The 22,135-nt window shown below is 71.7% G+C and carries 29 protein-coding genes; 19 read left to right on the top strand and 10 right to left on the bottom strand.

Features of this window, described 5'->3' with window-relative positions:
- Position 1 precedes the first annotated feature (1 nt).
- From HD597_RS50765 to HD597_RS50755, 3 genes are all read left to right on the top strand, one after another.
- The gene (locus HD597_RS50765; protein WP_253754622.1) at positions 2 to 1,240 is read left to right on the top strand and encodes a cytochrome ubiquinol oxidase subunit I; all 1,239 of its coding nucleotides are present in this window, start codon (positions 2 to 4) and stop codon (positions 1,238 to 1,240) included.
- A complete protein-coding gene (locus HD597_RS50760) occupies positions 1,240 to 2,178 on the top strand; it encodes a cytochrome d ubiquinol oxidase subunit II (protein ID WP_253754620.1) in 939 nt (312 codons plus the stop codon). Before HD597_RS50765 ends, HD597_RS50760 begins: the two co-directional genes overlap by 1 nt.
- 86 nt (positions 2,179 to 2,264) lie before the next feature.
- Positions 2,265 to 2,489, top strand: a complete 225-nt coding sequence (locus HD597_RS50755) for a DUF5946 family protein (RefSeq protein WP_253754618.1) — start codon at positions 2,265 to 2,267, stop codon at positions 2,487 to 2,489.
- Here the strand turns inward: HD597_RS50755 and HD597_RS50750 are convergent.
- A complete protein-coding gene (locus HD597_RS50750; RefSeq protein WP_253754616.1) occupies positions 2,449 to 3,054 on the bottom strand; it encodes a TetR family transcriptional regulator in 606 nt (201 codons plus the stop codon). The two genes, HD597_RS50755 and HD597_RS50750, sit on opposite strands and share 41 nt — an antisense overlap.
- Before the next feature lie 86 nt (positions 3,055 to 3,140).
- Here HD597_RS50750 and HD597_RS50745 point away from each other — a divergent pair, with 86 nt between their 5' ends.
- From HD597_RS50745 to HD597_RS50735, 3 genes are all read left to right on the top strand, one after another.
- Positions 3,141 to 3,767, top strand: coding sequence for an NAD(P)-dependent oxidoreductase (locus HD597_RS50745; RefSeq protein WP_253754614.1), 627 nt, complete (start codon positions 3,141 to 3,143; stop codon positions 3,765 to 3,767).
- A gap of 2 nt (positions 3,768 to 3,769) precedes the next feature.
- On the top strand, positions 3,770 to 4,558 hold the full coding sequence (locus tag HD597_RS50740; RefSeq protein WP_253754612.1) for an SGNH/GDSL hydrolase family protein: 789 nt from the start codon (positions 3,770 to 3,772) through the stop codon (positions 4,556 to 4,558).
- Positions 4,559 to 4,762: 204 nt separating this feature from the next.
- Positions 4,763 to 5,209: a protein-tyrosine phosphatase family protein gene (locus HD597_RS50735; protein WP_253754610.1), complete on the top strand. Its 447-nt coding sequence runs from the start codon at positions 4,763 to 4,765 to the stop codon at positions 5,207 to 5,209.
- 25 nt (positions 5,210 to 5,234) lie between these two features.
- On the opposite strand, the gene HD597_RS50730 is transcribed toward HD597_RS50735, so the two are convergent.
- From HD597_RS50730 to HD597_RS50720, 3 genes are read right to left on the bottom strand one after another with little or no spacing between them, the layout of a single operon-like run.
- The gene (locus tag HD597_RS50730; protein WP_185111239.1) at positions 5,235 to 5,501 is read right to left on the bottom strand and encodes a hypothetical protein; all 267 of its coding nucleotides are present in this window, start codon (positions 5,499 to 5,501) and stop codon (positions 5,235 to 5,237) included.
- The gene (locus HD597_RS50725; RefSeq protein ID WP_253754607.1) at positions 5,501 to 5,833 is read right to left on the bottom strand and encodes an ArsR/SmtB family transcription factor; all 333 of its coding nucleotides are present in this window, start codon (positions 5,831 to 5,833) and stop codon (positions 5,501 to 5,503) included. The genes HD597_RS50730 and HD597_RS50725 overlap by 1 nt, the downstream gene beginning before the upstream one ends.
- Positions 5,834 to 5,878: 45 nt before the next feature.
- Entirely contained in the window at positions 5,879 to 7,210 is a 1,332-nt protein-coding gene (locus HD597_RS50720) for a hypothetical protein (protein ID WP_253754605.1), read from the bottom strand.
- 185 nt (positions 7,211 to 7,395) lie between these two features.
- On the opposite strand from HD597_RS50720, the gene HD597_RS50715 reads away from it, so the two are divergent.
- The 5 genes from HD597_RS50715 to HD597_RS50695 all read left to right on the top strand — a co-directional run bounded on the left by HD597_RS50715 (position 7,396) and on the right by HD597_RS50695 (position 12,073).
- Complete coding sequence (locus HD597_RS50715; protein ID WP_253754603.1) at positions 7,396 to 9,198, top strand: flavin-containing monooxygenase; 1,803 nt, start codon at positions 7,396 to 7,398, stop codon at positions 9,196 to 9,198.
- A gap of 12 nt (positions 9,199 to 9,210) precedes the next feature.
- Positions 9,211 to 9,654, top strand: a complete 444-nt coding sequence (locus HD597_RS50710) for a hypothetical protein (protein ID WP_253754601.1) — start codon at positions 9,211 to 9,213, stop codon at positions 9,652 to 9,654.
- Positions 9,655 to 9,729: 75 nt separating this feature from the next.
- Complete coding sequence (locus HD597_RS50705) at positions 9,730 to 10,182, top strand: hypothetical protein (RefSeq protein ID WP_253754599.1); 453 nt, start codon at positions 9,730 to 9,732, stop codon at positions 10,180 to 10,182.
- A gap of 63 nt (positions 10,183 to 10,245) precedes the next feature.
- A complete protein-coding gene (locus HD597_RS50700; protein WP_253754597.1) occupies positions 10,246 to 11,409 on the top strand; it encodes a sensor histidine kinase in 1,164 nt (387 codons plus the stop codon).
- 22 nt (positions 11,410 to 11,431) lie between these two features.
- Positions 11,432 to 12,073: a response regulator gene (locus HD597_RS50695; protein ID WP_253754595.1), complete on the top strand. Its 642-nt coding sequence runs from the start codon at positions 11,432 to 11,434 to the stop codon at positions 12,071 to 12,073.
- Here HD597_RS50695 and HD597_RS50690 read toward each other — a convergent pair whose 3' ends face one another.
- Positions 12,074 to 12,505: a VOC family protein gene (locus HD597_RS50690; protein ID WP_253754593.1), complete on the bottom strand. Its 432-nt coding sequence runs from the start codon at positions 12,503 to 12,505 to the stop codon at positions 12,074 to 12,076.
- A gap of 29 nt (positions 12,506 to 12,534) precedes the next feature.
- Here HD597_RS50690 and HD597_RS50685 point away from each other — a divergent pair, with 29 nt between their 5' ends.
- Both HD597_RS50685 and HD597_RS50680 read left to right on the top strand, forming a co-directional pair.
- Positions 12,535 to 13,329 carry an MBL fold metallo-hydrolase gene (locus HD597_RS50685; protein WP_253754591.1) on the top strand — a complete coding sequence of 265 codons (795 nt, stop codon included), beginning with the start codon at positions 12,535 to 12,537 and terminating at the stop codon, positions 13,327 to 13,329.
- A 9-nt stretch (positions 13,330 to 13,338) separates the two neighbouring features.
- Positions 13,339 to 14,271, top strand: a complete 933-nt coding sequence (locus HD597_RS50680; RefSeq protein WP_253754589.1) for a GNAT family N-acetyltransferase — start codon at positions 13,339 to 13,341, stop codon at positions 14,269 to 14,271.
- On the opposite strand, the gene HD597_RS50675 is transcribed toward HD597_RS50680, so the two are convergent.
- Positions 14,257 to 15,603 carry a sensor histidine kinase gene (locus HD597_RS50675; RefSeq protein WP_253754588.1) on the bottom strand — a complete coding sequence of 449 codons (1,347 nt, stop codon included), beginning with the start codon at positions 15,601 to 15,603 and terminating at the stop codon, positions 14,257 to 14,259. The genes HD597_RS50680 and HD597_RS50675 overlap by 15 nt on opposite strands.
- Positions 15,600 to 16,271 (bottom strand): response regulator transcription factor, encoded by a 672-nt coding sequence (locus HD597_RS50670; RefSeq protein ID WP_253754586.1) that lies wholly within the window; start codon positions 16,269 to 16,271, stop codon positions 15,600 to 15,602. Before HD597_RS50670 ends, HD597_RS50675 begins: the two co-directional genes overlap by 4 nt.
- 123 nt (positions 16,272 to 16,394) lie before the next feature.
- On the opposite strand from HD597_RS50670, the gene HD597_RS50665 reads away from it, so the two are divergent.
- Positions 16,395 to 16,943 (top strand): hypothetical protein, encoded by a 549-nt coding sequence (locus HD597_RS50665; RefSeq protein WP_253754584.1) that lies wholly within the window; start codon positions 16,395 to 16,397, stop codon positions 16,941 to 16,943.
- A gap of 12 nt (positions 16,944 to 16,955) precedes the next feature.
- On the opposite strand, the gene HD597_RS50660 is transcribed toward HD597_RS50665, so the two are convergent.
- Complete coding sequence (locus HD597_RS50660; protein WP_253754582.1) at positions 16,956 to 18,032, bottom strand: Rv3169 family protein; 1,077 nt, start codon at positions 18,030 to 18,032, stop codon at positions 16,956 to 16,958.
- Between the two features lie 122 nt (positions 18,033 to 18,154).
- Positions 18,155 to 18,592 carry a YtxH domain-containing protein gene (locus HD597_RS50655; protein ID WP_253754580.1) on the bottom strand — a complete coding sequence of 146 codons (438 nt, stop codon included), beginning with the start codon at positions 18,590 to 18,592 and terminating at the stop codon, positions 18,155 to 18,157.
- A 222-nt stretch (positions 18,593 to 18,814) separates the two neighbouring features.
- Here HD597_RS50655 and HD597_RS50650 point away from each other — a divergent pair, with 222 nt between their 5' ends.
- Positions 18,815 to 19,351, top strand: a complete 537-nt coding sequence (locus HD597_RS50650; protein WP_253754578.1) for a peptidylprolyl isomerase — start codon at positions 18,815 to 18,817, stop codon at positions 19,349 to 19,351.
- 101 nt (positions 19,352 to 19,452) lie between these two features.
- Entirely contained in the window at positions 19,453 to 20,319 is an 867-nt protein-coding gene (locus tag HD597_RS50645) for a rhomboid family intramembrane serine protease (RefSeq protein WP_253754576.1), read from the top strand.
- Positions 20,320 to 20,354: 35 nt separating this feature from the next.
- Here HD597_RS50645 and HD597_RS50640 read toward each other — a convergent pair whose 3' ends face one another.
- Positions 20,355 to 20,600, bottom strand: a complete 246-nt coding sequence (locus tag HD597_RS50640; RefSeq protein ID WP_080047363.1) for a cell division protein CrgA — start codon at positions 20,598 to 20,600, stop codon at positions 20,355 to 20,357.
- Positions 20,601 to 20,745: 145 nt separating this feature from the next.
- On the opposite strand from HD597_RS50640, the gene HD597_RS50635 reads away from it, so the two are divergent.
- From HD597_RS50635 to HD597_RS50625, 3 genes are read left to right on the top strand one after another with little or no spacing between them, the layout of a single operon-like run.
- Positions 20,746 to 21,354 (top strand): class E sortase, encoded by a 609-nt coding sequence (locus tag HD597_RS50635; protein ID WP_253754575.1) that lies wholly within the window; start codon positions 20,746 to 20,748, stop codon positions 21,352 to 21,354.
- Position 21,355: 1 nt separating this feature from the next.
- The gene (locus HD597_RS50630) at positions 21,356 to 21,514 is read left to right on the top strand and encodes a hypothetical protein (protein ID WP_253754573.1); all 159 of its coding nucleotides are present in this window, start codon (positions 21,356 to 21,358) and stop codon (positions 21,512 to 21,514) included.
- Positions 21,511 to 22,083 carry an anthranilate synthase component II gene (locus tag HD597_RS50625; RefSeq protein WP_253754571.1) on the top strand — a complete coding sequence of 191 codons (573 nt, stop codon included), beginning with the start codon at positions 21,511 to 21,513 and terminating at the stop codon, positions 22,081 to 22,083. The genes HD597_RS50630 and HD597_RS50625 overlap by 4 nt, the downstream gene beginning before the upstream one ends.
- The last annotated feature ends 52 nt before the right edge of the window (positions 22,084 to 22,135 follow it).

Genomic DNA, 22,135 nt, shown 5'->3' with positions numbered 1-22,135 from the left:
CGTGGACGCGCTCGACCTGGCTCGGCTCGAGTTCGGGATCACCACGAGCCTGCACTTCCTCTTCGTCGCCCTGACGCTCGGCCTCGCCCCGCTGATCGCGTTCCTGCAGACGCTCTGGGTCGTGCGGGGCAACCCCCTGCACGAGCGGCTGACGAAGTTCTGGGGACAGATCTACATCGTCAACTACGGCCTCGGCATCATCTCCGGCCTGCTGCTGGAGTTCCAGTTCGGCCTCAACTGGAGCGGGCTGACGCACTTCGCCGGTGAGCTCTTCGGCGCGCCCATGGCGATGGAGACGCTCTACGCCTTCTTCGTCGAGTCGACGTTCCTCGGGCTCTGGATCTTCGGCTGGGGCCGGCTGCCGAAGGTGGTGCACCTGCTGACCTTCTACGTCGTGGCGATCGCGGCGATCGGCTCGGCGTACCTCATCGTGGTCGCGAACGGATTCCTGCAGAACCCGGTCGGCTTCGAGCGGGCCGGTGACGCGCTGCGCGTGGTCGACGTCGGCGCGGTGTTCACCAATCCCGCCGCGCTGCTCGCCGTGGGGCACATCCTGCCCGCCGCGCTCATGGTCGGCGGCTTCTTCATGGCAGGGGTGAGCGCCTGGCACTTCCGCCGGGGCACCGGCGAGGTGCCCTTCTTCCGCCTGTCCCTGCGGCTCGGCCTCACCGTCGGCTACGTCGCCACCTTCTTCACCATCGGCTTCGGGGACGCGTCGGTGCTGTGGGTGGTGCGCAACCAGCCGACCAAGCTCGGGAGCGGCGCGGAGGCCCTGCGCGCCGCCGAGCGCATGGCCGCCGAGCACGGCCCCGGTGACTACCTGGCGCCCGCGTGGGTGCCCATCGCGCTCACCGTCATGCTGTCGGTCGCCTACCTGTACGTGCTCTTCGCGCTCGTCCCCATCGTGCTGATCGGCCGGGGCCGCATCGAGCGGCGGCGGTTCCTGCTCGGGGTCGGGGTCTGGACGATCCCGCTGCCGTTCCTGACCGTGATCCTCGGCTGGACGGTCCGCGAGATCGGGCGGCAACCCTGGGCCGTCTACGACGTCCTGCCCACGAGCGAGGCCGTCTCGGACGTCAGCACCGCGAGCGTCCTGGCCTCGCTGGTGATCTTCACGACCCTGTACGTGACGCTGGTGGTCGTCGGCTACCTCCTGATCGCCAGGATCGCGAAGGCGGGGCCGCGCTCGCTCGTGCTCGGAAGTGTCCTGGGGGACGAGGAACTGGTCAGGGAGCGCTGATGGAGATCGTCTGGCTGATCGTCGTCGGCCTGCTGCTGGCCGGCTGGCACGCGCTCGACGGGTTCGCCCTCGGCGCGGGCATGTTCCTGGCCGTGCTGCGCGGCGACGCCCGGGGCAGGCGCCGGGTGGTCGCCGCCATCGGCCCGTTCTTCCTGGCCGGCGAGGTCTGGCTGATCGCCTTCGCCGGCGTGCTGGCGGTCACGTTCCCCGACGCCGAGGCAGTGCTGTTCACCGCGCTGTACCCGGTGATCGTGGTGATGGTCGCGGCGTGGTTCGTCCGCGACCTCGGGATGTGGTTCCGCGCGCGCAGGCCGGAGGCCGGCTGGCAGCGGCGGTGGGAGACGGCCCAGGCGGTCGCGAGCGCGGTCTTCGCCGCGGCGGCCGGACTCTTCCTCGGCAACGCCGTCCAGGAGCCAGGGGACGGCGTGCTGTGGCTGCTGAACCCGTACGCGCTGCTCGGCGCGCTGGCCACGGTGGCGCTCTTCGGCCTGCACGGCGCGGCGTTCCTGGCGCTGCGCACGACCGGCGAGCTGCGCGAGCGGGCCAGGCGCGCGGGCGAGCGGCTGGCGCCCGTCGTGCTGGTGCTCCTGCCGGCGCTGGTCGTCACGGCCCCGCTCGCCTCCGCGTCCGGGTTCGCGCCCCTCGCCCTCGTCCCCGGTCTCGCCGGCCCGGCCGCCGTCGCCGTGGCCTGGCGGGCCTTCAGGAAGGGCCGCGACGGCGCGGCCTTCGCCGGGACGGCGCTCGCCGCGCTCTGCCTGCCGCTGACCGCCGGAGCGCTGATGGCCGGGCGGTTGCTCGAAGGGGTGGCGGGGGAGAGCACGATCGGCGGGCTCACGATGGTGGCGCTGCCGATCCTGCCGTTCCTGCTGGCCGCCCAGGCGGCGTTGTGGTGGGTGCACCGGCACCGGCTGAGCGATCGCTCGGTGACGTTCTTCTGAAATCCGGCGCGCAGGTCCGTCACAAGGGCCGGCTGATCGCCACGGCCGGCTTCGTCGCCGAGCCGGGCTGCTTCCGCTTCACTCCCGTGGGTTTCACGCCCCCGCGTGTGCTGCGCGACGTACGGTGGCGCTCGCTGGCGGACGCCGCCGCGGGGGCCGCGCACGCGCACGCGAAGCGGACGAACGACGCCACGCCGGCCGAGTACGCCACGACGATCACCGACGTCGCCCTGGACGGCACCTTCCCCGCGAAGGGGCACGAGGACCGCGTCAGGCGGTGGGCGGCGGACACGGTGGCGGCGCGGGGGTGAGAGTGCCGAGCAGCGTGCGGACGAACGCGGCCGCCGCCTCCTCGTCGTCCCTGAACCCCGCCTCCGACATGTGCCCCAGGAACGCGTGCTGGAAGCAGGCCCCGAGCAGCAGCCCCGCCGCCGCCCGCACGTCCGCTTCGGCCCGCACCCGCCCCGCCGCCTGCTCGGCGCGCAGGTAGGCGGCCAGCGCCTCGTTCGGCCTGTGCGGCCCGGCCCCCTCCTGCCGCAGCTCCTCCTTGTGCGCGGTCAGGGTGGCCGGGTCGGCGAACACCGAGGCGAACATGGGGAACCCGGCCCGGTACAGCTCGATGGCCGCTCTGGCCACGGCGGTGAGAGCCGCCACCAGGTCGCCCCCGCCGCGCAGCGCTCCCGCGAGCGGGGAGAAGTCGGGTGAACGCTCCCGCATCACGGCCACCATCAGGTCGGCCTTGCTGGGGAAGTGCTTGTACAGGGCCGCCTCGGTGAACCCGGCGGCCCGTGCGATCTGTCGCGTGGTCACGTTGGCCAGGCCTCGCTCGGCCATGACCTCGGCCGCCGCGTCGAGGATCACGTCTCTGGTGCCCATGGTCGCCCTCTCGCCGTTGACATGGTTAGTAAACACTCACTAGCCTGCGATCGAGGTTAGTGAGTGTTTACCAACCAGGAGTCTAGATGAAGATCACCATCTTTGGAGCGACGGGCGGCACCGGCCGGCACGTCGTGGAGCAGGCACTTGAAGCCGGGCACCACGTCACCGCCGTCGTCCGCGACCCCGCCGGGCTCCCCTCCTCCGGCAGCCTCGAACCGGTGGTCGCCGACGTCATGCGGCCCGAGGCCATCGAGGCGAGCGTGGCGGGCCGGGACGCCGTGATCTCGGCGCTGGGCCCGCGCGGGCGCGGCGCCGGGCAGGTGTGCGCCGAGGGCGCGCATTCGATCGCCGCCGCGATGCGCGCCGCCAGGGCGCGCCGCCTGGTCGTGGTCACCGCCGGCGGTCACGTCGTGGACGCCGGGGACGACCTGCTGAACCGCGTCCTGGTGAAGCCGCTGCTGCGACGCTTCCTGCGCGAGGGCTTCGCCGACTTCGCCCGTACCGAGGAGATCGTCCGCGGCAGCGGGCTGGACTGGACGATCATGAGGCCGCCGCGCCTGACGGACGGCGCCCGCCGCCCGTACCGGAGCGCCGTCGACCGGAACGTGCGCGGCGGCATCACCATCGCCCGAGCCGACCTCGCCCACGCCATCCTCGCCGCACTCGACGACCCGGCCACGGCCGGCCACACCATCTCCGTGGGGTACTGACCGTGAAGAAGCCCATCGTCATCACCATCAGCCTGCTGCTGGCCGCCGCGCTCTGCGCCGCCGGGACCGTCGTCTACCTCACCTTCCTGCGCCCCGCCGACAACCCGCCCGCCGACGCCTGCGCGACGGGGGCGACCCGGCCGCGCGTCGTGGCGGCCGGGGCCAGCATGACGCAGGGCTCGCTCGGCGCCGACTGGGTGGCCTCGCTGCGCGCCGCGTTCCCCGCCTACGAGTTCGTCAACGCGGGCAGCAACGGCAACACCACCGCCGACCTGCTCCAGCGCGTCGACACCGACATCGTGGCCTGCCGCCCGGCCGCGGTGACGCTCCTCATCGGCACCAACGACGTACGCGACGGCGTCCCCCTGGAGGAGTACCGCGCCAACCTGCGCGCCATCGTGGACCGGGTCAGGAGCGGCACCGGCGCCCGCGTCGCCCTCATGTCCCTGCCCCCCCTCGGCGAGGACCTGAACGCCCCGATCAACCGCACCCTCACCCGCTACAACGCCGCGATCAAGGACATCGCCGCCCGGACGGGGGCCGACCACCTCGCCCTGCACGAGCGCATGGCGGGCATCCTCCGGCACGGCGCCCGGACGCCGTACGGCTTCGGCTTCCCGCTCGCCTTCAGCGTCGCCGCCCAGCACTACCTGCTCGGGCGCACCTGGGACGACATCGCCCGCGCGGGAGGCCGCGAGCTGCTCGTGGACCACGTCCACCTGACCGACCGGGGCGGCGCCCTCGTCACCGAGCTGGCCGGCGGCTGGCTGAGCGGCATCACGGAGCCATGACCGAGCAGCCTCTCACCGGCGGGAACCGCGCCGCCCAGGTCGTACGGGTGGGTGACACGGTCCGGCCAGCGTGCCCCGGGGGCGCACGCCCTCGTGCTGCGCCATCGGGAGCGGAAGCCGGCTGGTAGCGCCTCGCGCCGAAGCGGTGTCAGCCGAAAGCGGAAGCCCGCTCCGGGCCGGGCCGTTCTGGCTACGCTCGGCTCCATGACCGAGACCTGGGACCCTTCAGCCGCAGGAGTGCTGCGCCTGCCCTCGGGCCGCCTCGTCCGCGGCAGGGGCCTGCGCCACCCGCTCCCGGCGGGCGCGCGGCCCGCCTTCGCCCTCTACCTGCTCGGCAAGGAGCCACCGGGGGTCGAGTGGGAGCACCGCTGGGTGCGCTGGCCCGACTTCTGGCTTCCAGCCGACCGCGCGGCCGCGGCCGAGGCCCTGCGCGAGGCGTGGAGCCGCGCCGCCACCGAGCGCGTCGAGGTGGCCTGCGGCGGCGGCAAGGGCCGCACCGGCACGGCCCTGGCCTGCCTGGCGATGCTCGACGGCGTCCCCGGCGACCGCGCGGTGGCCTACGTGCGCGAGCACTACGACAGGCACGCGGTCGAGACCCCGTGGCAGCGTCGCTTCGTCACCCGCTTCGACGCCTCCCCCGTCACCCCGTAGGAAGGCGTCACTCCACGGTCCGGTCTCACTCCACGGTCCGTAAGATCCGCTCGATCGACTCCGTGCGGGAGCGCAGCTCCGCCAGCTCGGCGGCCATGCGCTCCTGCGTCTCCACCGTGCTGCGGGCGAGCTCCTCGAACCGCTCCACGAGCCCCCGCAGCTCCTCGGCCGCGTCGGCCTGCCGCCTGGACTTGCGGGACTCGAACATCCCCACGGTGAAGACGCTGATCAGGAACGTGACGAGGATCAGCACCCCGAGAAAGAAGATCACCTCGGGCCAGGTGTACGACATCAGGAGCCCTCCTCGGGGTCCGGCCTCGTGAGAGTCTTGGCCGCCTCGGCCAGCGCCGCGGCGGTCAGGTGCAGGCTGAAGTCCGTGACCTCGTAGTACTTCATGGCCTTGCCGTCGTCCGACAGCTCCAGGCTGCCGGCGATCAGCCCCGCGGCCTCCAGCCGGCGCAGGTGCATGTGCAGCAGCGGGCGGCTGACGCCGATCTCGCGGGCCAGGTGGCTCACGTAGTCGCGCCCGGCCGCGAGCCGGGCGATGATGCGCAGCCGCAGCGGGTTGGCCAGCGCCGCGAGCATCTCGACCAGGTCGTCACCCGTCGGCCCGGCCTCCGTCATAGCTTCCCATCACCTGTGAGCGTCACCTTCGGGGCACCGTAACATTCAGGCCACCTCGACCGCTTCCCGCTCCGCCGCCGGCGCGGCCCGATCCCCCCTGGCGGCCAGGGTCAGCCCCGCCGCCAGGCAGATCAGCGGGATCGCCGGGATCACGTACCGCACGTCGAAGGCCGCCAGGAACGGCGGCGAGGCGACCAGCGCGAGCGCGGCCAGCCCGGGCAGCAGCGCGTCCCAGCGCCGCCGGACCAGCGCCGCCGCCAGCGTCCCGACCAGGGCCAGCATGAGCAGGGGGAACGGCACGTACCCGAAGCGCTGGTAGGCCCGCAGCCACCCGGCGTACGGCTCCACCACCCGCGTCGCCGCCGGGCCCGCCTCGTACGACTCGGCCACCCCGCGCACCGACTCGCTGATCGGCCGCTCGGAGGCGGGCAGCTTGTACGGCGTCTTCTCGTCCACCGCCGTGCGCTCCCAGCGCAGCAACTGCTTGAGGTCGGTCGCCACCGCCCCCAGGTACGCGCCCGGCTGCGCGAGGATGGCCTGCCTGGCGAACTCCCCGGCGAGCTGGTTCCTGTTGGCCGTGCCCGGCACCTTGAGCAGCGGTGAGAAGCTCTCCCACAACCAGTGCGGCGGATATGGCCGCTGCTCGACCGGCATGCCGGGGCAGAGCACGGACAGCCGCTCCGGCGGCTTGATGACCGCGCAGTCGGCGAAGCTCATGGTCCTGGACCACAGGAAGTTCCCGTCGGCCTCGGTGAGGCCGAACTTGCCCTTCTCCACCTTCATCCAGGTCGCGTACGCGCCGAGCGGGATCGTCCCGGCCACCAGCAGCGCCACCAGGGGGCGCCAGCCGTACCGCCTGACCAGCAGGTACGCGGCGGTCAGCAGCAGCAGCGGCAGGCCGACGGTCCTGGTGATCCCGGCCAGGCCCAGCAACATCCCGCCCACGGCGGCCGTGGCCGGGGTGACCCGCCAGACGATCAGGGCGATGGCCGCCGAGACGAGCACGACGAAGACGGCGTCCGCCATGATCATGTGTTCGAGCAGGATGAGGAACTCGTCGTAGAGCAGCGGCGTGACCAGCAGCGCCGCGCCCCAGCCTGGCAGGCCGCGGCGGCGCAGCAGCGCGTACAGGGCCACGGCGAGCGCGAGCATGAGCAGGTGCTGCAGGACCGTCACGAGTGTGAGGCTGTGCGCGGGCCGCAGCAGCGCCAGCAGCAGGGAGTAGCCGGAGGGGCGCGCGGTGCCCGGCGCCAGCTCCTCCTTGAGGAAGGCGAAGGAGTCGCCGTAGAAGAGGATGGCGGGCGGGAAGCCGAGCACCGCGAGCACCCGCAGCCCGATCGCCGGCAACATGGCGATGACCAGTGCGCGATGGGCCAAGACAGATCCGCTTCCTCGTGTGTCCGGGCCCCCACAATAGTGGACATCCCGGTCACCGAGCGGGGATACCGCAGGCAGGCTCCCGTCCGTCCGAAACGCGCGCGTCCCTCTTGTCGGCGCCATTACCGAATGACATTCTGGAATTTGGGTCGCCAATCTGTCGTCGCCTCTCGCGGAGGACATCCATGACCATCGACAAGGAAGCCCTGCGCCGGAAATATCGCGAGGAACGCGACAAGCGGCTGCGTCCCGACGGCAACGACCAGTACCTCCGCCTCACCGGCCGCTTCGCCCACTACCTCGACGACCCCTACACCCCGCGGATCGAGCGCGACCCCAAGACCGACCACGTGACGGTCGCCTTCATCGGCGGCGGCTTCGCCGGGCTCGTCACCGGCGCCCGGCTCAAGGAGGCCGGGGTCGAGGACGTGCGCATCGTGGAGAAGGGCGGCGACTTCGGCGGCACCTGGTACTGGAACCGCTACCCGGGAGCGCAGTGCGACACGGCCTCGTTCGTGTACATGCCGCTGCTCGAGGAGACCGGCCACATGCCGACCGAGAAGTACGCGCACGCGCCCGAGATCCTGGAGCACTGCCGCCGCATCGGCAAGCACTACGGCCTGTACGACCACGCCCTCCTCCACACCGAGGTCACGGACCTGACCTGGGACGAGACCCGCTCCCGCTGGGTGATCAGGACCGACCGCGGCGACGCGTTCACCGCCCAGTTCGTCGCCATGGGCATCGGGCCGCTGCACGTGCCCAAGCTCCCCGGCATCCCGGGCATCGACGACTTCCGCGGCCACGCCTTCCACACCAGCCGCTGGGACTACGCGTACACGGGCGGCGACCCCTCGGGCGCGCCCATGGACCGGCTGGCCGACAAGCGGGTGGCCGTCATCGGCACCGGCGCCACCGCCGTGCAGTGCGTGCCGCACCTGGCCAGAGCCTGCGGCGAGCTGTACGTCTTCCAGCGCACGCCGTCCTCCGTGGACGTGCGCGACAACCGGCCGACCGACCCCGAGTGGTTCGCCACGGTCGCGACGCCCGGCTGGCAGCAGCGCTGGCTGGAGAACTTCACGGCCAACCAGACCGGCGCCCCGGCCGAGGAGGACCTGGTCATGGACGGCTGGACCGACATCTCCCGCCGCTTCCGCGCCAGGATCGAGCACCTGCGCCCCGAGGAGCTCACCCAGGAGAGCATGCTGGCCGCCTTCGAGGACTCCGACTTCGAGAAGATGGAGGAGATCCGCGCCCGCGTGGACGCCGTCGTGGCCGACCCGGCGACGGCGCACGCCCTGAAGGCCTGGTACCGCCAGCTCTGCAAGCGCCCCTGCTTCCACGACGAGTACCTCCAGGCGTTCAACCGGCCGAACACCCACCTCGTCGACACCGGCGGCAAGGGCGTCGAGCGCATCACGGAGCGGGGCGTGGTGGTGGCGGGCCGGGAGTACGAGGTGGACTGCGTCATCTACGCCTCGGGCTTCGAGGTCGGCACCGACTACACCCGCCGCGCCGGCTACGACCTGACCGGGCGCGGCGGCGTCCGGCTGTCGGAGCACTGGGCCGACGGCATGCGCACGCTGCACGGCGTGCACGTGCACGGCTTCCCCAACGCCTTCCTCGTCCAGCCGACGCAGGCCGCCAACCTCATCTCCAACATCCCGCACAACCTGACGGAGGCCGGCAGGACCATCGCCGTCACCGTCAGGCACGCCCTCGACCACGGGTACGCGGAGGTCGAGGCCACGAGGGAGGCGGAGGAGGCCTGGGTGGAGCTCCTCCTGTCGGGCACCGGCCGCCTGCTGGGCTCCCAGGACTGCACGCCCGGCTACTACAACAACGAGGGCCAGGACCCCGGCAGGAAGAGCTGGCTGGGCGTCGGCCACCCGCACGGGGCGATGGCGTACTTCGCCTTCATCGACGGCTGGCGCGAGTCGGGCGCGTTCGAGGGTCTCGACTTCCGCCGCGGGGGTCAAGATCGGTAGCCTTCGTCCACCATGAGCTACGACCTGTACTTCTACCGCCGCGACCCCGGCCAGTCCTGGGACGAGGCGCTGGACGCGGCCCCCGGCGCCCTGCAGCCCGACCTGAGGGCCTGGGGCGACATCGTCGTCGGCACCCGCGCCCTGCTCGGCGAGGTGCGCATCGTCGAGTACCCGCCGAACTGGGAGCTGGACCACGAGGGCACCGGCATCTCCGTCAACCACTGGGAGGGCGGCTGGGAGATGAGCGTGCCCTACTGGACCCACGGCGAGGACGCCAGGCGGGTCGTCGGCCTGCTGTACGAGGTGGCGTCGGTGGTGGAGCGCGAGTCCGGGTTCGAGTGCTTCGACCCGCAGCTCGGGCTGCCGAAGGCGCAGGTCGCGGATCCGGGCGCGGCGGTGCCCGTGTTCGACGCCGTGGCGGACCAGTTCGGCCGGCGGGGAGCCGCGAACGTCTGACCGCGGCGTGCGACAAGCGTGTCCGTAGGGTATGCGTTCGTGGGCTCGCGCATCGGACGGGGTAGACCCAGCCATGTGACTCATGGAAGCCGCGCACCCCTGCGCCAAGGCGACGGCGGCCCTTTTGTACGGTTCCAGGTCCGCTACTACGGACGGCTCGGCGTGCCCGTGGGCATCTTCGCCGCCTGTCACCATCTCCGCAGCGCCGGTCGGCTCACCCCGGCGGACGACGAGCTGTTCACGACGGTGGACGACTGGTTCATCGCGCGGTTGCCGTACCCGCCCTTCTACGCCGACGGCAACACCATCCGCGCCGTCCCCTGGTTCAAGCCCGGCGCGGCCTCCCTCATCGACGCGCTCGCGCCGCTGGAGGATCTGCTGCGCCGGTACGGCGTCGCGTACGACGTCGTGCGCTCGCCCGACCCCGGCACGATCATCTACGAGGACGACTTCCAGATCGGGGTGCTGCCCTACGTCCGGCGCCCCGCGGCGACCAGCACGCCGGCGGCATCGGGGCCGTCCGGGTGACGGGCGCGGAAGCTATCCCTAGCACTACTGCGTGCCCCTGACCTCGGCCGATACGGTCACAAGGTGCTCAACAGGACCGCGCTCGAAGCCCTGACCCGGCATCCGCTGCCGTTCCTGGCCTCCGCCTGGCCCTGGCGCGGCGCGGTGTACCTGGCGGCCAGCGCCGTCCCGGGCGTGGTGGCGGGGCTGATCGTGGCGGCCTCCATCAGCGGCACGCTCGTCGGCGCTCCCCTCGGCGTCGTCACGGGCCTGGCCGCGCTGGCCGTGGGCAGCCTGCTGATCGCTCCCTTCGAACGCCTCCGCCTGCGCCTGGTGGACGTGGTCCCCCTGCCCGAGGCGCCGCACCGGCGCTGGCGCGAGGCCGGGCTGGCGATCATGACTCTGCTCGTGTTGTGGTGGATCGATCTGGTCATGCTGGCGTTCACGATCGGCGGGCCGCTGATCCTGGCGCTGTCCCCGGTGCTGCAGGCCGAGGTGGCGCCGATCGTCGGCGTGCTCGCCTCCATCGCGGGCGTGCTGCTGCTGCCCGTCGCCGCGTACACGATCACCGCCTGGGCGGGCGCGCGCGGCGCGATGGCCCGCGCGATCCTGGCGCCGGCGCAGTCCGAGCTCACCGAGGTGCTGCGGTCGCGGGCGCGGCTGGTGGACGCGTTCGAGATGGAGCGCCGCAGGATCGAGCGGGACCTGCACGACGGCGCCCAGCAGCGGCTGGTCGCGCTGTCCATGTCGCTCGGCATCGCCGGCCTGGACCTGCCCGAGGGGTCGGAGCCGGCCCGCCTGATCCGGCAGGCCCACGACGAGGCCAAGCAGGCGCTGGCCGAGCTGCGCGAGCTGATCAGGGGCGTGCACTCCCCGGTGCTCACCGACCGGGGGCTGGCCGCGGCGGTGCGGGACGTGGCAGGGCGCTCGCCCGTGCCGGTGGACGTGGACGTCGACCTGCCGGCCCGGCTGCCCGCTCCGGTCGAGGTGACGGCGTACTACGTGGTCAGCGAGGCCCTGGCGAACCTCGCCAAGCACAGCGGGGCCACCAGGGGAGCCGTCACCGGCCGGATCGAGCGCGGCACGCTCGTCGTCGAGGTGCGCGACGACGGCGTCGGCGGGGCCGACCCCGCCACCGGGTCGGGGCTGACGGGCCTGGCGGACCGGCTGTCCGTGGTCGAGGGGAGACTGTCCCTGTCGAGCCCGCCCGGCGGCCCGACCCGCCTGCGGGCGGAGATCCCGTGCTGAGCGCGAAGGAAGGGAAGAGACCGTGCGCGTGGTGATCGCCGAGGACGCCGTCCTGCTCAGGGAGGGCCTGGCCGGGCTGCTCGAACGCTTCGGCCACACCGTCGTCGCCTCCGTCGGCGACGCGACCGCCCTGGTCGAGGCCGTGGCCGAGCACCGCCCCAAGGCCGTGGTGACCGACGTGCGCATGCCGCCCGGCTTCGCCGACGAGGGCCTGCGCGCCGCGCTGGAGCTGCGCGCCCGCGACCCGGAGCTGGCGGTGCTGGTGCTCAGCCAGTACGTGGAGCAGACGTACGCCGCCGAGCTGCTGGAGTCCGGCGGCGGCGCGGGCGTCGGCTACCTGCTGAAGGACCGCATCGGCGACGTGCGCGAGTTCGTCGAGGCCCTCGACCGCGTGGCGGGCGGCGGCACGGTCGTGGACCCCGAGGTGGTGCGCCAGCTCCTGAGGCGGCGGCGCGACCCGCTGGCCAGGCTCACCCCGCGCGAGCAGGAGGTGCTCGGCCTGATCGCCGAGGGCCGCACGAACGCGTCGATCGCCAGGGAGCTCTTCGTCACCGAGGCGGCCGTGGCCAAGCACATCGCCAACATCTTCACCAAGCTCGACCTGCCGCCCGCCGCCGACGGGCACCGCAGGGTGCTGGCGGTGCTGGCGTACCTGCGAAGCTGATCAGGACACGCAGAACTCGTTGCCCTCCGGGTCGGCCAGCGTGACCCACCAGTTGGGCCCCTGGCGGCCCCTGTGCAGCTCCTTGGCGCCCCTGGCGGTCAGCCGCGCGACCTCCGCCTCGATGTTGCCGGCCCCGGCCCGGATGTCGAGGTGCGCGCGGTTCTTGACCGACTTGGGCTCGGGCACGAGCTGGAACAGCACGCGCGGAGCACGTTCGAGGCCGTCGGGGTGCCTGATGGCCGCGCCCGCCTTCCACACCAGCGCGCCGTTGTGCGTCGTCGTGTCGTCCTCGGAGGCGTGACCCTTCTCGATCAACTCCCTGATGAACGACTCGTCCTGCGCCTCCACCTGCCAGCCGAGCGCGTCGGCCCACCAGTCGGCCAGGGGGTGCGGGTCGCCCGAGTCGATGACGACCTGGAAGTCATATGCCATACCTAGATCCTAAAAGTAGGGTTCCTGGCATGAACGAGCCATGGCAGGAGGTCGGTGACCGCGTCTACGTCCGGCGTCATGAGTCGTACGACCTCAACACGGGACTGATCGTGGGCGACGGGCACTGTCTGGTGCTCGACACCCGGAGCTCGCACCGGGAGGCGCGCGACCTCGTCGAGGCGGTCCGTACGATCACGGCCAGCCCCTGGACGGTCGTCAACAGCCACTCCCACTTCGACCACTGCTTCGGCAACGCGATCTTCCAGCCCGCCGAGATCTGGGGCCATGCCAGGTGCGTCGAGGAGATCGAGGCGGACGGGGAGCAGCAGCGCGCCGTCCTGATCGAGCGGCGGCCGGAGCTGCGGGAGGAGCTGGAGGAGGTGGCGATCGTGCCGCCCGACCACACGTTCACGGTGGCGGCCGGCCTCGACATCGGCGGGCGCATCGTGAACCTGCGCCACTTCGGGCTCGGGCACAGCAGCAACGACGTGGTGGCGCACGTGCCCGACGCGGGCGTGGTGTTCGCCGGTGACCTGGTGGAGGAGGGGGCGCCGCCGGCGTTCGGCGACTCCTACCCGCTCGACTGGCCGGGCACGCTGGCGGCGATGCTCAACGAGATGCCCGAGCCGGTGATCGTGCCGGGGCACGGCGCGGTGGTGGACCGGTCGTACGTGCTGGCGCAGCACGACGAGCTGGCCCTGGTGGCCGACCTGGCCAAGCGGGCCCACGTGGAGGGGCTGCGCGACATGATCACGTCCTTCCCCTACCCGGAGGACGTCTCCCGCCAGGCGATCGCCCGCGCCTTCATGCAGCTCGACGCCTAGGCCACCCGCATGGAATGGGGGCCGCTGACACAGGAGGACGCCCGCTCGCTGGCCGGCCTGTGGGCCGCGATGGCGGACGCCGACGGCACCGGTGAGCCGTTCAGCGTCGAGGACGTGCGCGAGCAGCTCTTCCACCGCCCGATCGACCTGGCCGGGAGCACGCTCGTGGCCAGGGACGGCGAACGCGTCGCGGCCTTCGGCCACCTGACGGTCAGGCAGTCCGCGGAGGGCGGGCTGCACGTGCTGCGGTTGTGGGGCGGCGTGCACCCGGCCTACCGCAGGCGGGGAATCGGCAGGCGGATCGTCGGCTGGGCCGTCGGCGCGGCGCCGCTGCTCAGCGAGCGGGCCTTCCCCGGCGTCCCCGCGGAGATCCACCTCGCCGCGGACGACCACGACCCGGGGGTCCACGCGCTGGCCAGGGGTGCCGGCTTCGCCGCCGTGCGCAGGTTCGCGCTCATGGAGCGGGGCCTGAAGGACACCCTGCCCGAGCCCAGGGCCCCCGATGGGGTGACGATCGCCACCTGGACCCCCGAGCTGGACGACGGCGCCCGTCACGTGCGCAACGAGTCGTTCAGGGACCATTGGGGCACCGTGCCGCACACCAGGGAGAGCTGGGCCGCCCACATCACCGGCACGCGCAACTTCCGCCCCCTGTCCTCGTTCCTGGCCCTGGCCGGGGGCCAGGTGGTGGGCGCGCTGATCACTCACGCCGCCGGGGAGCAGGCCCACATCATGATCATCGGCACGCTGCGGGAGTGGCGCGGCAGGGGCGTGGCGAGCGCGCTGATCGCTCACGCGCTGGCCGCCTTCGCCCGCCAGGGATATCGCGACGCCGGGCTGAACGTGGACCTCGACAACCCGACGGGCGCCGTCGGCGTGTACGAGCGGGCCGGTTTCATGGTCATCAGGAGCAGCACGAACTACGCGCTACCCGTCAGGTAGCGGGAAACACGCGACGAAGCCCCGGTCGCCGTACACGAGCGACCCCTCGTGCAGGAGGGCGATGTCCCGCGCGATCGGCAGCCCCAGCCCGGCGCCGCCCGCGTCCCTGGCCCGCGCCTCGTCCAGCCGGGTGAACCGGCCGAACACCGCCTCCCGCTGACCGGGCGGGATCCCCGGCCCGTCGTCCGACACCTCCAGCACCGCCTGCCCGCCCTCGGCGGCCACGCGGACCCGTACGGTCGAGGCGGCGTGCCGTACGGCGTTGTCGGCCAGGTTCGTCACCAGGCGGTCGAGGTGCGCGCTCGACCCCTTCAGCACCACGTCGGGCTCGACGTCCAGCTCCACCCGCACCTCGGGGCGGCGCCTGGCCCGCAGCGCCGCCTCGGCGGCCACCTGCCCCAGGTCCAGCTCGGCCACGCGCAGCGGCTCGCCGGCGTCCAGCTTGGCCAGCATGAGCAGGTCGGCCGCCAGCGACTGCAGGCGCTCGACGTCGGCCAGGGCCTCCTCGGTGAGCTCGCTGGGCTCGGCCAGCTCCAGCCGGGCCCGCAGCGTCGCGATGGGGCTGCGCAGCTCGTGCGCGGCGTCGGCGACGAACCTCTTGTGCCGCTCCACGGCCGTCTCCAGCCGGTCGAGCGTGCCGTTCACGGTGGTCGCCAGCGCGGCGATCTCGTCCTTGGAGCGGGGTACGGGCACCCGCTGGTTCAGGTCGCGGGCCGTGATGTCGGCCACCTTGGCCCTGATCGCCGCCACGGGGCCGAGCGCCCGGCCCACCGAGAGCCACGTCATCCCCGCCACCACGGCCAGCAGCGCGGGCACGCCGGGCAGCAGGGCCTGGTACAGCGTCTGGAGGGCCTGCTGCATGTTGTCCAGCGACACCCGGGCCATCACCATGGCGGGCCCGGTCGCGGTGGCCACCTCGATGCCGGCGACCGCGTACTCGCCGGGGTCCGCCCACCCGGCGGCCACGGCGGCCTGCTTCTTGGTCACCAGGAGGTCGGGGTCGGCCATCCGCACCACTTTGCCGTCACTCAGGTACACCTCGCCGCCCTTGCCCTTGACGGGCGGGGCGGTCTCCACCGGCTTGGCGGGCGTCACCGGTCGCATCCCGGGCTCGTCGGCCTGCTTGAGCTCGACCGTCCCCGCGTACGGGGCCGCCGCCATGGCCTTCTTGGCCGCCGCGGCGTCGGCGGTGCTCACCAGGGTGCCACGCAGCGCCAGCACCAGGACGAGCGTCGCCAGGCCCAGGGCCAGCGCCACCACGAGTGTGGCCGCCACGGTGGCCCGCAGGCGGACGGAGGACAGCCCCGCCACCGCCCACTCCCAGCGGCTCACGCGGCCTCCAGCCGGTATCCGGCGCCGCGCACCGTCATCAACGTCGTCCTGCCGAACGGCACGTCGATCTTGCGGCGCAGCGCGCTGATGTAGACCTCGACGATGTTCGGGTCGCCGTCGTAGGAGAAGTCCCACGCCTGGGCCAGCAGCTCGCTCTTGGAGACCACCTCCCCGGCCCGGCGCGCGAGCGCGTGCAGCACCGCGAACTCCTTCGGCGTGAGCTGGATCCCCGCCTCGCCCCTGCGGCAGCGCAGCCCCGCCGGGTCGATCACGAGGTCGCCGACGCTGATCGACACCGGCCGCTCGCGCCCGCCGCGCCGCACCAATGCGCGCAGCCTGGCCAGCAGGACCACGTACGAGAAGGGTTTGGCCAGGTAGTCGTCGGCCCCGTTGTCCAGCGCCTCGGCCTCGTCGTAGATGCCGTCCTTGGCCGTGAGCATCATGATCGGCGTCCAGTCGCCCGCCTCGCGCAGCCTGGAGCAGACCGCGTAGCCGTTCAGCCTGGGCAGCATCACGTCCAGGACGATCACGTCGTAGGTGTTCTCGGTGGCCATCCACAGGCCGTCGCGGCCGTCGTGGGCCACGTCCACCGCGAAACCCTCGCCCGCCAGCCCGCCCTTGACCAGGTCGGCCAGCCGCTCCTCGTCCTCCACCAGTAACACTCGCACGCGTCCAGGGTGCCTCAGGGCACCTAAAGCCAACCTGAAGATCATTTAGGCGCTCTTCAGGGTCACTTCAGGTACGAGCGGCCATCCTCGGGGCGTTCGGTTGTCCCCAGTTGAGGAGAATCCATGTTCAAGCGTCGTCTCGCGGTGCTCGGCACGGTCGCCGTGCTCGCCGTCACCGGCCTGGCGGGCTCCGCCATGGCCGACGAGCCCACCCCGGCTCCGGGCGCGAAGGTGACCTGCACGACGGCCGACGGCAAGGTCGTCGAGCTGGCCCAGGCGCTGCCGGCCAAGAAGGGCTTCGTGGCCGGGCCCGACGGCAAGGTGACGCGCCTCGACGAGAACGGTGCGGTGAAGGTCGAGCGGCTGCCCGACGGGGGCGTGGCGGTCAAGAGGGCCGAGCCGCTCTCGCCCGAGGAGATCGAGAAGCTCTCCAAGGTCAAGGAGCTGCCGCCCGAGGCGGCCGAGAAGCTCGCCAAGCTGAAGGAGCTCTCGCCGGAGGAGGCCGAGAAGCTCTCGTCGGACGACTTCCTGAAGGCGGTGCCCGCCACGCCCGCCCTGCCCGCCGAGGGCGTCGAGGGCGTCGAGGGTGCCGATCGTGCCGAGGGCGTGACCCCGCCCGAGGGCGGCCCGGCCGAGACCGTCAAGATCATCTGTAAGAAGCCCGAGGAGTAGGCGGTCCCGGGCTCAGGCGGGGAACGACGGGTGCGGCCCCAGCGCCCAGTACTCGAAGAGTCCGTGGCCCACGAGCCCGTCGTACTCGAACCGCCCGACGGCGTCCACCAGCCCCCACATCCTGGCGGCGTCGTCGGGCAGCCGGTACGTCACGCCCTGCACGACGGGCCCGGCCCCCTGGTACATCCCGTGCCGCCACTCCTGCTCCAGCCCGTACCCGGTGCCCACCATGAGATGAACGGGCAGCAGCGGCGTGCAGCGCACGTCGAACGGCTTGCCGCCGGGCGGCGCGAACGTGATGGTGGCCTCGACGACGTCGCGCGTGCCGGGGGCGTAGACCGGGCGGTACTCCGGTCTGCCGAGGTACTCCTCCTCGCGGCCGTCGGGCCACACGCGGACGGCCTCCTCCAGCAGCCGGCGGCCGCGCTCGTCCTCCTGGACGATGCAGAGGATGGCGTGGTCGTCGAAGCGCATCGGCGCGTAGAGCCAGTAGAACGTCCCGGAGTTCTTGGTCATGATTCCCGGCGGCTCCGGCTCGCCGACGGGCCTGATCCCCCATGAGCGGTCCCTGGTGCCCATCCAGCGATCGGGTGTGACGAAGATCTCCTCGTCCCCGATCCTGATCTGTCCGGACCAGCGGCCCGTCTGGGCCATCCGTACGGAGTCGAACACCACCCGCTCCTGCCACCGCAGGAAGTGCCGCGGCTCCAGCACGGCCGGGATCGTCCCTTCCCACAGGAGGTCGAAGGACAGGCCGTGCTCGTTCGGCTCCAGGATCACCCTGAGCCGCTTGAGCCCCTCGACGACCTCGACCCGGAACGGCCCGACCCGCGTGTCCATGCGGTCGGCGCCCAGCTCGCGTGAAGCGCGCACGACCCTGTGCAGGTCCGGCGTGCGGACGCAGGCGAAGGCGTCGGTGACGCCCAGGTTGGGGTACTGGCCGAGGCCGACGATCAGCATGAGCTCGTCGGAGGCGGCGTGGCAGTTGAAGTAGTAGCGGTCGTAGAAGTTGCGGTCTCCGGTGGTCACGTGCCGCATGACCTGGGCGGCCTGGTGGACGGGGTAGTCGTCGAGCGGTGACAGCGCCATGCCCGGCTTTCTAACAAGCGCTTGGTCGTACGTCAACGGGTCGCGCCCGACACGCCGCACACAGGAGCGCGCCCCCGTGACGAAGATCGTCACGGGGGCGCGCCACCGGCGTGCAGGGGCGGTCACGACATTCTGCGTGACGCCTCATCCGCCTTGTCAGACACCTTGGCCGCCATGCGGTCCGAGGACTCGGATGCCCTGTCAGCCTTCTCATCAACCCAGCGTGAGGCATCGGAGGCGGAGTCCTTCATGTGCTCGGTCCACTGCTGAGCGTTGCGGCGGTAGAACATGTAACCGATCGTTCCCACCGCAAGGCCGGTCAGCAGAGCGAGCATCGGCCACCGCCGCGACCGCGACGGCTTGGGATCGATTCGCCTGGCCGCATTGGTCAGCATGGAGCTGACCTTGGGTGCGATCTGCTCCTCGAACCCGTGCGCCGCGGACTCCAGCCGTGGCGCCGCCCAGTATCGGGCGTCTTCGATCCGATGGGCGGCGGCCACCTTGGCCTGGTCCGCCATGGGCTGCATCCGGCGGCCGGTTCGTACGGCCTGGTCCTTCATGCGACCCATCCACGTGGCGGGTACTTCGATGACCACGCGGCGTCTCTTCATTCTCAGGGACACGACAACCTCCCCTGTCGTTGGGGCCCCGCAGCCTGACCTGCCCCGGACAAGGCGGCTCAATCATCGCCGTCCATGGGAGGATGGCTCTGGAGGCCGTACGGCCATAATCCTCAAAACACCACAAAACCAACCCTGTGCATAGAGGGGGGCAGCTGTCTCGTGGCTGAGAAGCTGATCGCTAACCTGCAGACCAACCGCGGCAATATCAAGGTAGAACTCTTCCCCACCAAGGCGCCGAAAACGGTGCGCAACTTCGTGGAGCTGGCCGAAGGCTCCCGCGAGTGGACGCATCCCGGCACCGGCGAGAAGAGCACCGGCCGCTACTACGACGGCACGATCTTCCACCGGGTGATCTCCGGCTTCATGATCCAGGGCGGCGACCCGCTCGGTCAGGGCATCGGCGGCCCCGGCTACGAGTTCGACGACGAGATCCACCCGGAGCTCTACTTCAACCGCCCGTACCTGCTCGCCATGGCCAACGCCGGCATCCGGTTCGGCAAGGGCACCAACGGCTCGCAGTTCTTCATCACGGTCGTGCCGACGCCGCACCTCAACGGCAAGCACACGATCTTCGGTGAGGTCGTCGAGGGCCAGGAGATCGTCGACGCCATCGCCAAGACCCGCACCGACCACCGCGACCGCCCTGCGGAGGACGTCGTCCTGGAGTCGGTCACCATCGAGCGCGTCCAGGCCTGACGGCCCCGCCCGTCGCCGGCCCGGCGCCCCCGCTACGCCGAGGGGCCCGGGCCGACGCCCGGCCCCACGCGGCACGGTCGCGCAAGCCATAGGCTTCGGTCATGACCAGCCAGCCGCCGAGCCCGCCCCCGCAGCCCGAGCAGCCCGCTGAGGCGGTGCCCACGTGCTACCGGCACCCCGACAGGGAGACCTGGGTACGCTGCCAGCGTTGCGAGCGTCCCATCTGCCCCGACTGCATGCGTGACGCCGCCGTCGGCTTCCAGTGCCCCGAGTGCGTCGCCGAAGGCAACAAGGGCATCCGCCAGGCCAGATCCACCTTCGGCGGCAACGTCGTCCGCACCCCGATCGTGACGTACGTCCTGCTGATCGCCAACGTGCTGATCTTCGGCGGCCAGTACCTCACCGGAGGCCTGGTCACCGACCTGCTGCAGATGGGGCCGGGCAGAGTCGCCGTCTTCGGCGAGTACTACCGCCTGATCAGCGCAGCCTTCGTGCACGGCTCGATCTTCCACATCCTGTTCAACTGCTGGGCGCTCTACGTGGTCGGTCCCTACCTGGAGCGCGCCTTCGGCCATGTTCGCTTCACGGCCCTCTACCTGATCAGCGCGCTCGGCGGCTCGGTGCTCAGCCTCTGGGTCGATCCGCTCCTCCAGGCCACGGTCGGCGCTTCAGGCGCCATCTTCGGCCTGTTCGGCGCGGTGTTCGTGATCGGCCGCAAGCTCAACATGGACGTGCGCGGCATGGCCGTGCTCATCGCGCTCAACCTGGCGATCACGTTCCTGGTCCCCGGCATCAGCTGGACCGGGCACATCGGCGGCCTGATCACCGGATCGCTGCTGGCGGGGGCGCTGGCCTACGCCCCCAAGAACAACAGGACCCTGTGGCAGGTGCTGGCGATCGTGGCGGTAGTGGTGCTGCTGGCCGTCCTCGTGCTGGCCAGGACGTCAGCCATCCTCACCGCGCCCTGAGCTTCCCCAGGCTGTGGAAAAGGCTGTGGAAAGAACTAACGCCAGCGGGTGGAAAGAACCACACCGAAGATGATGAAAACAAACCCGATCAACAGGTTCCAGTTCTGGAGATCGCTGAAGAACGGCGCCCGTGGTGCGACGTAATAGATCGCGATCCACAGGATGCCGATGATCCACGCGGCGACCATCGTGGGGGCCAGCCAGCGCGGGCTGACCTTGACCTGCTGAGACCTCTGCGGCGGCGTGTAGACCGCCTTCTTGCGAGCCTTGGACTTGGGCACTGGATAACTCCTGCTGAGGGCCTGGGCATCCGGATCGTCCACAGGCTCTTCGATTTAGCGTAGTTGAAGCGTGCCCCAGGATAGTCGCCACGCGCACGACATGGCGATCCCCGGGGCCCGCATCGCTGCCGAATACGCTGAACGCATGCGGGCCACGCTCCGGGCCGTGGGGGAGCTCAGCATCACCGCGGGCCTGATCCTCATGCTGTTCTGCGCGTACCTGCTCTGGGGCACCGGCGCCTACACCCAGAGCCAGCAGTCGCTGCTGCGCCGCGAGCTGGCCGACAAGAAGCCAGGTCAGGTGCGGGTCCGGCCCGGTCAGGCGCTGGCGATGCTGCGCATCCCCAGGCTCGGCCGCGACTACCAGTACGCCGTGGTCGAGGGCGTCGCGGCCGAGCAGCTCAAGAAGGGCCCCGGCCACTACCCCGACAGCGCCATGCCCGGCCAGGTGGGCAACTTCGTGCTCTCCGGGCACCGCACCACGTACGCGGCCCCGTTCAACGAGATCGACGAGCTCGAACGCGACGACGAGATCGTGGTCGAGACCGGCGACGCCCGCCACACCTACCGCGTCACCTCGCAGGACATCGTCAAGCCCGACGAGATCGACGTGCTCGCCCCCGTGCCCGGCAAGCCGGACATCCGCCCCATCCGCGCCTTCATCACGCTGTCCACCTGCCATCCCGAATACTCGGCCGCCGAGCGCCTCATCGTCTACGGCGTGCTGAAGGAGAGCGAACCACGCGAGGAGTGACATGTACGCCTGGCTCTGGCGCAAGCTGCCCGGCCGCCCGGGCACCCGCGTCCTGACGGCCGTCGCGCTGGTCGCCGCCGCGGGGGCCGTACTCTGGTATGCGGTGTTCCCGCTCCTGGAGCCCGTGGTGACGCTGGACGAGGTGACCGTAAGGAAATGACGAGCGTGCTGGTCGTGGACAACCACGACAGCTTCGTCCACACGATCGTGCAGTACCTGCGCGAGCTCGGCGCCGACTGCGACGTGCGGCCGCGCGACGACGTACGCGTGCACGACGCCGACGGCTTCGACGGCGTGCTCATCAGCCCGGGCCCCGGCACCCCCGAGGCGGCCGGCGTGAGCGTCCCCCTGGTGCGCCACGCGGCCGCGAGCAACCGGCCGCTGCTCGGCGTCTGCCTCGGCCACCAGGCCATCGCCGTGGCCTACGGCGCCACCGTGACCCGCGCCCCCGACCTCTTCCACGGCCGGACCAGCGCCGTCACGCACGACGGCAAGGGCGTCTTCGAGACCCTGCCCTCACCCGTGCGGATGACCCGCTACCACTCGCTGGCCGTGCTGCCCGAGACCGTGCCCGACGTGCTCGACGTGACCGCCCGCACGCAGGACGGCGTCATCATGGGCCTGCGGCACCGGGTGGCGCCCATCGAGGGCATCCAGTTCCACCCCGAGTCCGTCTTGTCCGAGCATGGTCATCGGCTGCTCGAAAATTGGCTGCGCGGAATCGTGTAACAAACGTCTCGCGCAGAGCGACGTACAAGTGAGCGTCCCCGCCGTTGCCCCC

Origin of the sequence: Nonomuraea thailandensis, from assembly GCF_024172165.1 — a bacterium.
In the GTDB taxonomy this organism is placed as follows: domain Bacteria; phylum Actinomycetota; class Actinomycetes; order Streptosporangiales; family Streptosporangiaceae; genus Nonomuraea; species Nonomuraea thailandensis.
This window is presented reverse-complemented; position numbering and strand designations above follow the sequence as displayed.